This is a genomic window from Staphylococcus cornubiensis, assembly GCF_900183575.1.
Lineage (GTDB): Bacteria > Bacillota > Bacilli > Staphylococcales > Staphylococcaceae > Staphylococcus > Staphylococcus cornubiensis.
Genome location: NZ_FXUZ01000003.1, coordinates 109,432 through 124,644 on the forward strand (window position 1 = coordinate 109,432; position 15,213 = coordinate 124,644).

13 protein-coding genes are annotated in these 15,213 nt (G+C 36.8%); 1 reads left to right on the top strand and 12 read right to left on the bottom strand.

All coding sequences use genetic code 11. The features are described 5' to 3' along the window. Positions 1 to 2: 2 nt before the first annotated feature. The 6 genes from CCE82_RS05120 to CCE82_RS05145 form a co-directional block, all read right to left on the bottom strand. Positions 3 to 620: a DUF47 domain-containing protein gene (locus CCE82_RS05120; protein ID WP_014614598.1), complete on the bottom strand. Its 618-nt coding sequence runs from the start codon at positions 618 to 620 to the stop codon at positions 3 to 5. A gap of 875 nt (positions 621 to 1,495) precedes the next feature. Further along, on the bottom strand, positions 1,496 to 3,394 hold the full coding sequence (locus CCE82_RS05125; RefSeq protein ID WP_086428345.1) for an FtsX-like permease family protein: 1,899 nt from the start codon (positions 3,392 to 3,394) through the stop codon (positions 1,496 to 1,498). Beyond that, positions 3,384 to 4,145: an ABC transporter ATP-binding protein gene (locus tag CCE82_RS05130; protein ID WP_086428346.1), complete on the bottom strand. Its 762-nt coding sequence runs from the start codon at positions 4,143 to 4,145 to the stop codon at positions 3,384 to 3,386. Before CCE82_RS05130 ends, CCE82_RS05125 begins: the two co-directional genes overlap by 11 nt. Before the next feature lie 105 nt (positions 4,146 to 4,250). Then, positions 4,251 to 5,273: a sensor histidine kinase gene (locus CCE82_RS05135; protein ID WP_086428347.1), complete on the bottom strand. Its 1,023-nt coding sequence runs from the start codon at positions 5,271 to 5,273 to the stop codon at positions 4,251 to 4,253. Beyond that, positions 5,260 to 5,940 (bottom strand): response regulator transcription factor, encoded by a 681-nt coding sequence (locus tag CCE82_RS05140; RefSeq protein WP_086428517.1) that lies wholly within the window; start codon positions 5,938 to 5,940, stop codon positions 5,260 to 5,262. Before CCE82_RS05140 ends, CCE82_RS05135 begins: the two co-directional genes overlap by 14 nt. Positions 5,941 to 5,945: 5 nt before the next feature. Further along, positions 5,946 to 6,866, bottom strand: coding sequence for an NAD(P)H-binding protein (locus tag CCE82_RS05145; protein ID WP_086428348.1), 921 nt, complete (start codon positions 6,864 to 6,866; stop codon positions 5,946 to 5,948). A 160-nt stretch (positions 6,867 to 7,026) separates the two neighbouring features. Between CCE82_RS05145 and CCE82_RS05150 the strand changes: the two genes are divergently transcribed. Further along, on the top strand, positions 7,027 to 7,554 hold the full coding sequence (locus tag CCE82_RS05150; RefSeq protein ID WP_086428349.1) for a GNAT family N-acetyltransferase: 528 nt from the start codon (positions 7,027 to 7,029) through the stop codon (positions 7,552 to 7,554). A 270-nt stretch (positions 7,555 to 7,824) separates the two neighbouring features. On the opposite strand, the gene CCE82_RS05155 is transcribed toward CCE82_RS05150, so the two are convergent. The 6 genes from CCE82_RS05155 to CCE82_RS05180 form a co-directional block, all read right to left on the bottom strand. Next, positions 7,825 to 8,850 carry an alpha/beta hydrolase gene (locus CCE82_RS05155; protein WP_086428350.1) on the bottom strand — a complete coding sequence of 342 codons (1,026 nt, stop codon included), beginning with the start codon at positions 8,848 to 8,850 and terminating at the stop codon, positions 7,825 to 7,827. 42 nt (positions 8,851 to 8,892) lie between these two features. Then, the gene (locus CCE82_RS05160; RefSeq protein WP_086428351.1) at positions 8,893 to 9,960 is read right to left on the bottom strand and encodes a YkvI family membrane protein; all 1,068 of its coding nucleotides are present in this window, start codon (positions 9,958 to 9,960) and stop codon (positions 8,893 to 8,895) included. 492 nt (positions 9,961 to 10,452) lie between these two features. After that, positions 10,453 to 11,895: an MDR family MFS transporter gene (locus tag CCE82_RS05165; protein ID WP_086428352.1), complete on the bottom strand. Its 1,443-nt coding sequence runs from the start codon at positions 11,893 to 11,895 to the stop codon at positions 10,453 to 10,455. 628 nt (positions 11,896 to 12,523) lie between these two features. Then, positions 12,524 to 13,021, bottom strand: coding sequence for a hypothetical protein (locus tag CCE82_RS05170; protein ID WP_086428353.1), 498 nt, complete (start codon positions 13,019 to 13,021; stop codon positions 12,524 to 12,526). A 166-nt stretch (positions 13,022 to 13,187) separates the two neighbouring features. Then, positions 13,188 to 14,204: a FecCD family ABC transporter permease gene (locus CCE82_RS05175; protein WP_086428354.1), complete on the bottom strand. Its 1,017-nt coding sequence runs from the start codon at positions 14,202 to 14,204 to the stop codon at positions 13,188 to 13,190. After that, a complete protein-coding gene (locus CCE82_RS05180) occupies positions 14,201 to 15,205 on the bottom strand; it encodes a FecCD family ABC transporter permease (protein WP_086428355.1) in 1,005 nt (334 codons plus the stop codon). The genes CCE82_RS05175 and CCE82_RS05180 overlap by 4 nt, the downstream gene beginning before the upstream one ends. Between the last annotated feature and the right edge of the window lie 8 nt (positions 15,206 to 15,213).

A 15,213-nucleotide genomic window follows, 5' to 3' on the forward strand; every position in this document is an offset into this window, starting at 1 on the left:
CCTTAGCTATTTTTCATTATGATTGTTTCAAAATTATTCGCAACAGCTTGGCAGCGGTCAGCAATATTTTCTAAACTTTCATAAATGTCTTTGATCTTAATTAAAGTGACAGGGTCTGTTTCACTATTGAAGATATGTTTAATCGATTGACGTAAAATACCGTCACAATTTGTTTCGTATTCTTTAATATTAATCGAATGTACGCGCATATGTGAAAGCTTTTTCTCTGTCATTAAGCCAATTGCTAGCTTCATTTCTCCGATTGCTTTTTGAATATTGTCTACAAACTCTAACATGTATTCATCTGTATATTCTATTGAGTACATTTCAAACATAGCAGATGTTTCTTCCATCGCATCTAAGACGTCATCAATCGCATTACACAATGACATAATGTCTTCACGTTCAATAGGTGTAATAAATGTTTGATTGAGGTCTGTAATCACTTGGTGCATTAATTCGTCACCATGAGATTCATACGTCTTCACGTTGTCGGCATAAGCTCGCAAATCTAAATGTGTATTGAAATCCATTTTACCGAATTCGATTGCAGCTCGGTCTAAATTGAAAATCATATCCTCTAGACGCTCCATGAACTTATCCTTTTTCTTCCTAATCATGTCAAAATCCTCCATTCAGCGATTACCTAAATCACTATTGTAAAAGTTATGTTACTTTAATTATAAAATATTGTTAATCCTTTGTTAACTCAAAACATAACGTGCAGGCAACATCACCTTTTTAACTTTCATTTTTGTTGGTGCCCAATGTTTTCACATTTTTTCATAATCCTATTCGAAAATAGCACATATTTAAAGAAGCTACAATTAAATTTACAAAACCTTAACATTTTATTTTGTGAAGATGTCTTCGAGGTGCTTCAACATTATTTTCGGGTCGTGTATGCTTTCTATTTTTGACACATTTCATTACTTTTTTAATGTAAATCCCTTCAAATATGTCCCTTTTGTAAAATATTTAAAATTTATGAAAATCGTTTAAAGGACATTTTCCAATGATTTTGATACACTAACGCGCTTAAACGTGATAATAAAAACTTATCATTTGTGTTAAATTCACACAAATGATACAGAAACGCATTCACTTACATTTCAATTATATCAACAAGCGTATGAATTTTAGGTTGTTCAAAGCTTGGAAATTTATACGTTTCATGCATTAGTGATATAACAAATTATTTCCTATTGCATATAACATTCATAGTATGACCGTAAAAAATAACCCCCGTTATCCGCAAAAATAACGAGGGTACCTAAGTCATAGGTTGTAATAGTAAAACATATGTCGCTATGTTTTTAACTCCTAATCTCTCTCAGGAAAGGGGATTAAGCGTTTTTAATGCCTTTATCATGGCACAAGTTTAAAAGACATACAATCATCACACGATCACATGATAAATCATAGGGAGATGGGATAAGAAGATGCATCTGGCTCTACCTGAATATAATCTACCTATCCCCTTTCCTACTATTTGTTAAATCGAAAATTTGATCGCACGTCTCGAATGATAATAAGCAAGTACTGCAAATATCAAATAAATTAATGCATATATTGCCATTGCAATTAACGCAGGTGTAAAGTTCACACCATTCATCAATGTATTAAAGGCACGCGCTGCGAAATAGGCATGACCTAATCCAATTATCAAGGGCAATCCAAAGTTAAAGGCAATTTTCAATGCTAAACCTTTAAACATGTCTTGATGTGTATACCCCATTTTACGCAAAATTTGATAGTTTGACATTTCATCTTCATTTTCATCCATCTGCTTAATGTAAATGATACAGCCTGCCGCGATTAAAAAGGCAATACCTAAGAAACCAGTCACAAACAAGAACATGCCTGAAAATGCCAGTTGTTCTTTTTCTAATGTTGTACGAGAATCATATATTGCTTTGTTGAATTGCTTATTCACGCTTTCAACTGCAGCAACATCTTTCGCATTTTTTAAATCAAATCCAATTTGTGTAATCGGTTGATCTTTATCATTATTAACTTGAGTTTCTTTCAGCATATCAAATGTTTGATTATCTACAACTGCTACCGCTTGTCCGAGAGCAGCAACATATGACAATGCGTTATACGGAGAAGCTTCTGTAACTTCTAATGGTGCGTGTTTTGTTTTATTTCCTAAGTCTAATGTTACACCTTCATCTAATCCCGTAAAGGCCTCTGACACTTTAACATAATTCACTAATGTGATTTCACCTGGTTTCACATCGATATTAGCGACTTCCGCATCACTGAGTACAGGGACAAGATCATAGTCCTTATTCACTTGCTGACTAGCATGTACAACAGGGACTTGAATCACATGTTGTGCCACTTTGTCATATGGGATATGTTTCGCTTTTAAATACGCTTCAAACTTTTGTGCATCACCTTCATCGATATACGTAAATTCATGAGGAGCTAGACCGTTCAAATTATTTTCAATGTTTGCCTTACTAATGGCCGCAAAAGATAATAACGTAATCGTAATCGCCGAAATAATCCCAATAACTGTTAATGAGAAGGCGTTCTTTTTCATTCTATGCATAATCGACGCGGTAAATACGACGTCCGTCACATTGACATAGCCCCGTTTACTTCTTTTTAATGATTTAAATATCAATGACACAGAACTTCTGAAAAATAAATATGCCCCCACAACTGTTAAGAAGAGTATCGACAGCGCAGAATAACCGATGAGTTCAATATGTTTTAACATAATCGTTGATAAATAATAGCCGAGACCAATCATGATAATACCGAGTAAACCAAAAATAACATCTGCTTTTGTAATATTCGGTTGCGTGGCTTCACTTTGTTGCACATCATACATCAATTGAATAATCGAACGACGCTTAATGAACACAAAACTTTGTACCATAATTAAGATGAACGAAATGACAACCAGTATCATCGTAATCATCATCGCTGCAGGTTCGAAAATAATTTTAATATCAATCGGAATTTGTGTTGTTTTTTTAACAATTAATAGTAATAATCGCGAACCAAATAAACCTAGAACCAATCCGATGACTGTTGTTCCAATAAAGATGACCGCTTGTTCTAGCATCATCATGCGCATCAAATCTTTACGCGATAAACCAATGAGTTGAAATAGCGCAAAACTTTTCGTCCGTCGTTTAATAAACAAGCGATTCGCATACATTAAAAATATGATAATAATCACAAACAAAAACTTTTCACCAATACCTGCACTTGTAGTTAATAACGATGCGCCTTCCGAATTAGTAATGTCATCGGTATATTTTAAAGTTACAAAACTAAAATAAAGTGCGATACTGAGCATTAAAGAAAACAGGTAAATGCTATAATGTCTTAAGTTTTGTTTAAAGTTTTTGAGGACAATCGCACTAAAACGCATGTTTCACACCACCCAATACGCTCTGGTTGTGAATGATTTCTTGATAAAATTGTGAGGCTGGTTGATCGCCTTGGAATAACTCCGTGTGAATTTGGCCGTCTTTTAGCATAATGACACGATTCGCATAACTCGCGGCAACAGGATCATGCGTCACCATGACAATCGTTGTTTCCATGTGTTGATTAATCGCCTCTAAACGTTTCAACAAGTCTTGCGCGCTTTTCGAGTCTAGGGCGCCAGTTGGTTCATCAGCAAAAACAATTGCCGGTTTACTAATGAGTGCACGCGCGGCTGCAGTACGTTGTTTTTGGCCTCCTGAAATCTCGTCTGGATATTTACTACCGAGTTCAGTAATACCCAATGCCTCTGTCACTTCTTGATAACGGGCTTCTGCTTCTTGACGATTCAGTTTTGTAATGGAAAGCGGCAACATAATATTTTCTCGAACAGTTAATGTATGCAACACATTGTAGTCTTGGAAAATAAATCCTACATCTTTTTTTCTGAAATAGGATAATTGTTTATTGGACATTCTCGTAATATCTTGACCGTTGATTTCAATTGTCCCTCTTGTCACATTATCGATAGAACTAATCACATTTAACAAAGTCGTTTTACCAGAACCTGAAGGCCCCATAATCGCCACAAATTCCCCTTTATCGACTGTAAAATGCACATCTTTTAATGCTTCAAACGATTGCTTTTTATTGCCATATATTTTACTTACGTGACTCACTTTTAAAATAGACACGTTGAACACTCCTTTACGATAAATTGATACTTTTATTTTAACGAGCATCAGCACTAAAATCGTGCGAATCACGTGACAAAACGCATGCCTCATGTGACAGTTTTGTCACTTTGACATGCGTGCGAGATAATCATTTTGTTTTGAAAAGTGTATCGAGACAGTTGTCCCTTCACCAACTTGAGACGTAACATCGATATGAATACCAAGTGCTTCACGTACCGCTTCCACTAAATAAAGTCCCATGCCCGATGACGTTTGTATCGCAGGTCCATTTTGAGCAGCAAAACCTCGTTGAAAAATTCGCGGCATATCATGTTTCGCAATACCTACCCCATAATCACGAATATGCAAACTTACATGATTGTCTTCAAACGTTTGAAACACATCGATATCCGCTTGCTCAGAATACTTAATCGCATTTGAAATAATTTGACGAATGACCATCCGCATCCATCGCTTATCCGTATAAACCATTGTCGTTTTAGTAATATCAACATTAAAGCCCATCCCTTTATGCATCGCTATATGGCGTGTCTGCCGTATTTCATCAATGACGAGTTCACGCAATGTGACTTTTTCAAAATACATGTCATGCGCTTGATGATGAAGACGTGCTAAAAATAGATGCTGATCTAACATATAATCGATGCGCGTCCATTCATACATCAGTTGTTGTTTTCTCATGTGACTGTCTTCTTTTTCAATCAAAAGTTTGAGCGCAGTCACGGGTGTTTTAATATCATGAATAAATTCTGTCATACTTTGTTCATTGAGATCGATTCTGTGCTGTTGCTCTCCTATTGATTGTTGTAATTGCGCCATCTTTGTCTCTAAATACGTCAGTGTCACTTTTTCAAAAGGCGTTTCCGCGAGTTGATTTTGTTGGAAAGCTTCAATTTCTTCAAAAGTTTCTAAATGCATATAAAAACGCGTCTCTTTCATAGATGCACGTATCAAAAAGAACAGACTGACAATCCATTTAACACCGATAATATACCATAAGTTATTATACGGAATATCATCATCTAAAAATCCAAAACACAACAAAATGGCATCAAAAACGACAAACATTAAAATCCAGGCGATACGTTCTCTCATGAAATATAAAAACCATTTAGACGTTATCATGCGCAATATATCCCTTTCCAACTTTAGTTTCGATGACTGACGGCATGCCCATTGCCGCAAGTTTTTTACGCAAGCGATTCACATTGACCGTCAACGTATTATCACTGACAAACGCTTCGTCATCCCAGAGTGCTGTCATCAAATCTTCTCGCGCAACAATTTCATTTTTATGTTGGAGCAGCACTTCTAAAATCAACATTTCTGTTTTGGATAAATACGTCACATCATCTTGCTTGGTTACTGTGCCTTTAGACCAATCGACGACCGCCTCTTGCCAAATCATCGTGCGGCGTTCTTGTTGATTGTATTGATACACACGTCGAAAAATGGCTTGAAGTTTCGCAATGAGTACGGGCATATGAAACGGCTTTTGCACATAATCATCAGCGCCAATTTCCATACTCATCACTTGATCCATCGGGCTATCACGAGACGAAATGAATATAATAGGCACACTGGAATGTTGACGAATCTGTCGCGTCCAATAAAAGCCATCAAATTTAGGCAATGTAATATCCATTAATATCATATGCGGTTGATGATCCAGATATGTTTGTAAGACCGCATCAAAATCGTGCACTTTAATCACATTGAAATCCCAACTCGCTAATGCTTCGGTAATTTGTTGACATAAAGTTTGATCATCTTCTACAAGGAGTATATCCATTTTCATCAGTCCTTTGTGTAACGTAAGTCCTCTCCGTTTTGTTTACGATATTGAAAATGATGAATGCGACATTTCGTATCAAAACCACGCAACATCATTTGAATAAAGGGTACTTGAACAAAATATGCAACTGGCCATAGCGCGCTCGGAATAAAATCAAAGACATGGGCAATCACAAAATCGCATTGACGAATGTATCGAAATTCAATTTGTGCACGCTTGCCTTGATTTAATCGTGCCAAACGCCCTTGTGTCATTACGAGTCGATACAAATCATCATCTATTTTTTCCAACTCTAACTGCATTAACAACTGCGCACTATTTTTGCGATACACTTTAAATTGCTGGCCATCTTGTTCAACAGTAACTCTCGTGCCTGGTGTGATTGACAACCAAATACGTAATTGTTGTATCCATTGCGCTAAATTCCAAGGTTGAGGTCTTGGGATATGATGTGCAATACGAATATCATTGTACTTTGACGTTTGAAATTCAACGGAAATATGAGGACGTTTAACCGCGTGTGCTGTTGTTCTAACTGGCACACCGTAAGCGCCAAGTTGTTTGACGGTCTCATCATCAAATTGGCTGCCGCTCACGTATATAATCTCTTTAACTTGTTGTTCAGCAGCAGCACGTCCAAAATTATCTGCTGCGATTAAATTTAAATCTTTCGCTAATGCGCGTGTCAATTTGGCGGAATGCTTTGTCGGATCCAAAAAGTAAATCGCGATATCCATGCCTTCCATTGCACGTAACACATCAGCATAATGATAAATATCACCTTTAATGACCGTGACGTCCGGATGAAACTGTTTTTTAGGATATTGTGACATCGTATGTAACGTCGTCGTATCGTGTAAATCTTTAATTAAACTTTGGCCGATATACCCTGTACCTCCAGCTAATAACACATGCGGTTTCATAAAAAACTCCTTTCTCAATTCATTATAAAAATATAATCCATTTTTCAAAACTCAATTAATCATGTTAGAAATTTCCTATATTTATTAAATTAGGCTACAATAAGCTTAAGGATTTTCCAACAATGTGTCCTTTCAATATGTACTGAATGGAGGTGTAGGCATGACGATTACAATCAGAGAAGTCAGTATCAATGATGTGGAAGCATTGACTACACTGATGCAACAAGTTTTTGAAGAATCAGAATACATGCTTTATGAGCCAGGTGAATATATGCCTTCATTAGAAAACGCTATTTCGCGTATTGAAGCTGTCATCACTTCGCCTCATCTCACAATCCTCGTCGCAGAAAATGAACATCAATTAGTCGGTTATTTGACGGTGACCACTCAAAAACTTCGTCGTATTGAACACCAAGCAAAAATTTCCATGGCGGTGCTACGTCAATTCCAAGGCTTAGGTATTGGCTTTGATTTAATTCAACATTGCAAAAAATGGTGTCAAGAACGCGGGATCACTCGAATTGCGTTAACTGTTGTCACTGAAAATAAAACAGCTATTCATCTATATGAACGTGCCGGATTTAAAGTTGAAGGTGAAATGCGCCACACTTTAAAAATTCAAGGGCAATATTTTAACGAACTGATTATGGCTTATTTATTAAGTGAACCGACAGATGAATCACATTGATACATTTAGTGTACCATTTCCAATACAGAATCACTAAAATCATTTCTAATAAATTTTAAAGTATCTATAAACTTTTTTAATATCGACTGAAGAAATGGACAAGTATCAAAATTTTCGTCCTATATATGTTTCACTATTACAACTTACATTTATTATAGGAGAGGCTTGGAAAACTTAATTGTGGTCCAACCTCTTTATCTTTTTACATATTTAAATAGCAAAAGACTGATAAGACAGTCACAATGCCTCATCAGTCTTTCATTAACTGCGCTACATATCATACGGATTTAAATTAATTTCTGTATGAATGTCATCTTTCACTTCTGTATTCACTTGTGTGTTAGACGTATTTCGACTTAAAAAGCCCAATACTTTTTGAATATTTTCTTTGGATTCTGGTTTCTGCAAATGAAATTGATATTGATGTCTCAAATGATGTGAACCATCAAAGAAAAAGCGCTCTACTACAATGCCTTCTCGCTCTAACGCATCCGCAAAAGAAACGTTTTGGCTCATAAACGGATCCGCATCGCCAACTGATAAATAGGTTGCTGGAAAATCAGGTGTAATTTGATTCTTCGTCGACATCTCAGCAATATTTTTAAAACGCGTCTCCCAATGTTTCACACCCGTGTAGCTTCTCATAAACAAATCAATTCTTGGAAATTCAGTCGCACGTACTGTTTTCATATCATAAAACCCACCAAAGAAAATAGCCGCTTTCAGTTGTTGTGGCGTAAATTGCTGCTCAAAACCCATTTCGTCACGTAATTGCGCATTGGTTTGAATTGCTGTAAACTGGCTATTAATTTGTGCACCAGCAGAGTCCCCACCGATAATCACTTCGTCTAAATTAATCGGTAAATTTTGCTCATGTTGCTTAATAAAACGAACTGCATGATCCATTTGAATTAAAGGCGTCGGATATTGATATTCCGGAGCCAATGCATAATTGACATTCACAACAACATAACCATGCTCTACAATATTCGCCAATAAAGGATTTTTATATTGCTTGTCCCCTGCAATAAATCCACCACCGTGCGCCCAAAAAATAACTGGGAGTTTTTCATCGGCATTGACGTGTTTCGGCATTAAAATATCCAATTGACTGTTTGGAAGTCCTTCCATATATGTAATATTTTCAAAAGCTGAAACATTTTTATTTTGAATCGAAACTTTATTCTCTGCTTCTTTTGACTCATGAGAACCAAAAAAATAGCCGGCTATAAGACCGGCTATAACAATAAGAATAATGACGGTAATCAAAATCCATCTTTTTCTACGATTTGTCATTCCAATCTTTCCTTTCGGAAAAATTGTAACATATCCTATTAATTAAGCAATGAATTTCTTATCTTGAGATTTTCTATAGAAGTATTTAACAACAACTGCAACAACGATAAATAGACCGATAACCCCCATCATTGGGTAAACGACAGCGATTAAGCCTTCAAAGCCTACGAAGCTAAGTGCATATGCAAGTGGGACTAAAATAGAAATCATAATATAATAACGTTTAGAATACGGTGATGTGAAACGCGCTGCAAATGAATAAGACAGGCCTAAAATCGTATTATACATTACTGCTAACATTACGATAGAAAGCACGAATGTTAAAATAGGTGATATTTTTCCAGCTAAAACTAATGTAGGAATTGCTGCATCTTTAATCTCAGTATATTCAGAGTGAAGTGCAAAGTTGATTAAACCTAAAAGTACGAGATAAACAACGCCACCAATTAAGCCACCTAAACCTGAAACTAATCGTTTAGACGCATCGCCACCAATGGCTACAAGCGTACTAAAACCAACTGCGAAAGCTAAACCACCATAGTTAAAACCATTCCAAATTGCGATACCTAAATTTGGTTTTTCCACTACACTATTGATTTTCGAAAATGGAATAGAACCTTGGAATAATGATGCTGCAGCAATCAGTACAACTAACACGATTAACACAGGTGTCACAATACCTAATGCACGCACAATTTTGTTGAAATCCATTAATAACGTAATATAAACGATAATACACATAATCAATGCGCCAAGCCATGTTGGCACGCCGAAACTTTCATAAAACGTTGAACCTGCACCTGCAATCATCGTAATCGTTACAGCATACAATGACAAAATTAAAACATAATCAATCACAAGTCCAAGTTTTTTACCAAATAGATATTCGAGTGTTGATTCATGGTTTTCTGCGTCAAACGCTGTACCAATTTTAGCAACTTGACGTCCAATAAATGTCAAGATTAACCCTGAAATCACCACACCTATATAGGAATAAATACCGAACTGACTAAAAAATTGCAGTACTTCTTGACCTGTAGAGAAGCCGGCACCGACCACTACCCCTACATAGGCAAAAGCTATCTTTATAGCTTCACTATATTTTTTCATACTGTTTTGACCTCCTCGTTAGCAAAACACGTTAAACATTAAAACATATTCATCCATTAATTTCAAATTTCACCGAGATTAAAAAACGCGTGTAAGCCTTGATACAACAGTGTTTATGACGTTATCAAATCCATTTTTGATATGTTTTTTATACTCTTTACCGAATAAACACACGCTATAAACTGTTATTTTTGTATTTTTATTCATAATTAAAGAAAAATCAAGGACTATTTCTTATAAGAATGCAAAAAAACATGAAAAAATTGCATTATTTTTCATCATAGTACTTAATGCGATGATATTTTTAACGTCCATTTTATCGGAAATTCAATTTAATTGTAACATTATACATAACTAAACAAAAATATTAATTTTTCAAACTGTAGAAAAATCTATTTCAAAACAGAATTTTCCTACCGTTTTTTTTAGTGTAAAAATCATGAGAAAAGGAGCTAAGAGAAACGAATCCCCTAGCCCCTAAAAATTAAATGATTATTCATGTTGTGATGCTGCCTCTTGTAATTTCTTTTCTTTAGAAGCATTCGTAAGTCTAAATGCAAAGAAGATACCTATCACGATCAACACAATTGCGAAAATATAAGCACTGTGCATCCCCATAGTCATTGCTTTGTCAAGAATTGCTTGTGTCACATGTTCGTGCTTAGAAATTTCGTTGTTTTGTACACCTGAAACAATCCCTACAAACACTGCAATACCCGTCGCCCCAGCAATCGGTTGTAGGACGTTAAAAATCGCTGTACCGTGAGGATATTTATCTTGTGGCAATGCATTTAAACCATTTGTACTTGCTGGCATCATAATTGAAGCAATGCCGACCATAAGTACCATATAAGCAATGACAAATACATAAACCGGAATACCTGGATGAATTGTCGTGTAGAATATCGCTACAGCTAGTAGTAAAAATAAGCCCGGAATGACCATTTTACGTGGTCCAAATTTGTCGAACAGACCACCCATAAATGGTGAAAGGAAGCCGTTTAACAGTGCACCTGGCAATAAAATAAGCCCTGCAACTTTAGCCGAGAATCCCATAGGTCCTTGTAAATACATTGGCATAACAATTTCAGACGCAAACATACTCATCATCACTATGACAAAAATAATCATCCCTTTACGGAAATTGTGATAATGTAATACGCGAAAATCTAAAATCGGTTCCTCTAAAATGAATTGTCGACGTATAAAAGCCACTGTACTGATGAGCCCAATAATCAGTGGCACAGCAATTTCCCAATTCAATACGCCTCCATCAACAGAACTTACTTTAGAAACACTGAAAACGATCCCCGTAATCCCAACTGTTGATAAAATGATTGATAACACATCGATTTTGGGACGTGTCACTTCTCCTACATTTTTTAAGAAAATAAATCCGAACACAAATGTGAATAACATAAATGGAATAACGATAAAAAATAACCAGCGCCATCCTAAATAATCCACAATAACACCTGATAAAGTTGGTCCTATTGCTGGTGCAAACATAATGATCAGACCAAACGTCCCCATGACGCGCCCTCTCACTGACTCATCAAATAACAGCAACATTGCATTCATAATGAGCGGAATCATCAATCCAGTGCCCACTGCTTGAATCATTCGCCCAGTCAATAACATCGGAAAGTTCACTGCAAAGCCTGCAACAAATGAACCTACCATAAAAATCACGAGTAGCCCTAAAAATAATCGTCTTGTCGTAAACCATTGAATAATCAATGCTGACAGTGGTGAAACGATGCCCATGACCATCATAAAACCACTCGCCATCCATTGCACGGTCGTTCTCGAAATATCAAAATAATGCATCAGCTCTTGCAGTGCAATATTCAATAATGTTTCATTTAAAATCATGAAAAATGCCCCGATGAGAAATACCGTCATAATGATTTTTGAATAACTTTTGTTCTCCATAATTCAACTCCCTCTTTTTTTCGAACTTGTTTATTATACACAAATTGACATTAAATAGATACTTATACAATTTTCTTTCAAATCACTCACTTCAACTTAATTAAAAATTTCGCATCCTATTTCAAATTACACCTTTCACTTTCCCGACTTTACCCTTTCTCAAAACCATTCAACCCAGGTACTCATCATTTGTGAGCCAAACCGTAGAAAGGGAGAAACAGTTCGCGCAATCAATCACTATCCATGTCATTCAAACAGTCTTACCAAAATAACCAGCCATTTTTCTTTCACTTTCGAAGTTAGGTATAAAAACGAATCATCGTGATGTTTCAAGTATCGATGTAATGATTGAAATATTTATGCTCGTTTTGAGCCCCTGGTCTAAGATTGCAAGAACCTTTCGACACTCCCGAGGGATAGAGCCGAAGCGAAAAATCCACCAACGCTTTCAACTCTGTATCACTTAATCCAAGCGTTGGTTAGTTGCAGCGAGGCCCTGGGAAGGGAGAAACGGGTTCGTGCAATCTATGAACAAACTTCTCACCCAAAACGCAAACATTAAAATGCTCCAACAACGAAAAAAACCATTCAATGCTTGAATCACATCGAATGGTTCATATTCAAAAACTTATGCATCCTTATATTGACTTAACTGGTCAAAGTCAACAACGACTTGATCCATACGTTTCGCAGTGTCTTTCAACACATTACGCGCAACTTTATTACTTGGATCGAGTTTTAAAATTTGTTTCGAAACTTCAAAAGCTTTTTTATCAGAAATCACAGGTTCCGGAAGTGCGTGTAACAATAACATTTGCAACAAGCTCTTCACCTCTTTACCCTCTGTCAAATCAATAGAAGATTCAGCGTGATAATACGCAGCTTCGATTGCACCTGGCACGTCACTTAAAGGGTATACGAGTAATAGAAAAGCTAAGTCATGGATTTCAGATGTTTCCTCTTCCTTAATCATATACAAAAGGCAAGTGTAATACATGACACTTTCTTCTTCATATGCACTTGAAATATAGGCTTCTTCAAATTCTAAAAAATCAGTGGCAGACATTAAATTTTTCACTGCATCAAATTCGCCGTTTAAGACATGTCTCTTTATTAAATCTTGCATGGCTCGTCCTCCTGAATGTGCCATTGTCCAATCACTTTCATCTTAACATACTTGCTAAAAGAATTCAGATTGGCGAATCACATTAAGTCCAATTTTATCAAATTTTTTAATACAATGAACATTTTAACATATTTTTTATAAATAAACTTCAATCTTGCGGCTGAAATTATACAGAACGTGTTCGATACATTAAATATAAGAAATACGGTGCACCAATGACGGCTACGATTAACCCTGCAGGTACGCCACTCGGTTGTAAGAGAATTTTACCAAGTGTATCTGAAACAACAAGTAATAATGCGCCTATAAAAATAGCTATCGGTAAGAAAAATTGATGTCTTGGACCGACGATGGACTTCGCAATATGAGGGCCCATTAAACCGATGAACCCTATTGCACCAGCGACTGCAACTGCAACACTTGAAAGCGTTACGGCGACTAAAATCAAAATGAAGCGTTCTTTATTTAAACGAATACCCAATGCTTTAGAGACTGTATCGTTTGTATTTAAAATATTGAGTGTTTCAGCCTTAATGAATAACAATGGAACTAAAACGATGAGCCACGGTAAAAAGGCAAATACAAACGGCCACGTATCTCCCCATATATTTCCTGCTAGCCACGTCGCAATAAATTCGGATTGTTCTTTATTGAAAGTAGACATAATCGTTAACGCTGCGCCAGATAACGCAGTCGCCATTCCGACACCTATCAATACCATACTGGCTGGTGAAAGGCCTTTGTCACCTTGGTAACTCAATATAAAGATGGCAAATGCTGTCCCTAATCCTCCTATCATGCTCACGATAGGTAAAACATAGATAAATTGATCGGCATGAATTTGACCAAGAGAAATGAATAAAGCAATCGCAAAACCGCTTCCCGCATTAATCCCTAATATTCCCGGTTCTGCGAGAGGGTTTTTAGTGACACTTTGTAATATCGCACCGCTCATACTTAATGCAATACCTGCAAGTAACGTGATGACAACTCGCGGTAAACGAAAATCAATTAAGATGAGTTGATCTGCAGCATCGCCCTGTCCCAAGAAAGTTTGAATGATTTGGCTGAATGACATTGCGTATTCACCTGTCGTCAAATTCCATGCGATAGCAAGAATTAAAAGAATGACTGCAATGAGCAATGTAAATCGCTGCTTTCGTTTTAAACGAGGATGAATCATAGTGTACGCCCTCCTTTACGAATCAAATAGAAAAAGTAAGGGACACCTATAAAGGAGATAATGGCACTCATTGGCGCTTCACCTAATAGTCTGGCAACAAGGTCCGCTACTAACACAAGCGTGCCACCTATCACTGCGGTCATCGGAAGCACTTTGATGTAATCTGTACCAACCCAAAAACGTACAATATGTGGAACAATGAGGCCGACAAATGCAATCTGACCGACCATCGCAACAGAAACCCCTGCAAGTAACATCGATAAAATCAACGCCATCGCACGAACCATTTTAATGTTTTGGCCTAAACCTACAGCGAGTGCATCACCCAAACTTAAAATCGTCAACTGGCGACTCATCAACATCATTACGACTAATACGACGATAATGATGGGTACACTGATTTGAACTTGTTGCCAATTTGTACCTGAAACACCACCTGCGCTCCAAAAGTTGATTGACTGATTTAAATGAAACATTAACGCAACACCTTGGCTGAGTGCGGTTAACAATGCACTGACAGCAGCCCCAGCTAAAATCAGACGCATCGGATTAAAACCATCGCGTCTAGATGCACCTATCGTCATTACAATCGCACCACCTAACATCGCTCCTGCAAACCCAGCGAAAATATGCGCAATAAATGATGCCCCGGGAAATAGTGCAAAAGTGAGCGCTAAAGCAAAAGCAGCCCCAGCATTTAAACCAATAAGACTGGGGTCTGCAAGTCCATTTTTAGAAACACCTTGAATGACTGCACCGGCTGTGGCAAGGGCCATACCGACGAGCACAGCACCGATATTTCGAGGTATTCGAATTTCAGAAATCACATTATGCGCTTGTATTTTAGGGTCATATTGAAAAATCGCTTCAAAAATAGTGCCCAAATTGACATGCGCTTCACCTAATAAAGTCGCAACGATAAACACCACACATAATATGATGACAGCACTAATGAACTGTACCGAATAATTCCATTTGATATTTCCTATTTTTTTCAACATGTTCTATA

Bases quoted from the DNA above. Each gene is read 5' to 3' on its own strand.
- CCE82_RS05165 (WP_086428352.1), bottom strand. From the start codon at position 11,895: ATGGAGAACAAAAGTTATTCAAAAATCATTATGACGGTATTTCTCATC.
- CCE82_RS05140 (WP_086428517.1), bottom strand. From the start codon at position 5,940: ATGGATATACTCCTTGTAGAAGATGATCAAACTTTATGTCAACAAATT.
- CCE82_RS05150 (WP_086428349.1), top strand. From the start codon at position 7,027: ATGACGATTACAATCAGAGAAGTCAGTATCAATGATGTGGAAGCATTG.
- CCE82_RS05155 (WP_086428350.1), bottom strand. From the start codon at position 8,850: ATGACAAATCGTAGAAAAAGATGGATTTTGATTACCGTCATTATTCTT.
- CCE82_RS05160 (WP_086428351.1), bottom strand. From the start codon at position 9,960: ATGAAAAAATATAGTGAAGCTATAAAGATAGCTTTTGCCTATGTAGGG.
- CCE82_RS05125 (WP_086428345.1), bottom strand. From the start codon at position 3,394: ATGCGTTTTAGTGCGATTGTCCTCAAAAACTTTAAACAAAACTTAAGA.
- CCE82_RS05120 (WP_014614598.1), bottom strand. From the start codon at position 620: ATGATTAGGAAGAAAAAGGATAAGTTCATGGAGCGTCTAGAGGATATG.
- CCE82_RS05170 (WP_086428353.1), bottom strand. From the start codon at position 13,021: ATGCAAGATTTAATAAAGAGACATGTCTTAAACGGCGAATTTGATGCA.
- CCE82_RS05135 (WP_086428347.1), bottom strand. From the start codon at position 5,273: ATGATAACGTCTAAATGGTTTTTATATTTCATGAGAGAACGTATCGCC.
- CCE82_RS05145 (WP_086428348.1), bottom strand. From the start codon at position 6,866: ATGAAACCGCATGTGTTATTAGCTGGAGGTACAGGGTATATCGGCCAA.
- CCE82_RS05175 (WP_086428354.1), bottom strand. From the start codon at position 14,204: ATGATTCATCCTCGTTTAAAACGAAAGCAGCGATTTACATTGCTCATT.
- CCE82_RS05180 (WP_086428355.1), bottom strand. From the start codon at position 15,205: ATGTTGAAAAAAATAGGAAATATCAAATGGAATTATTCGGTACAGTTC.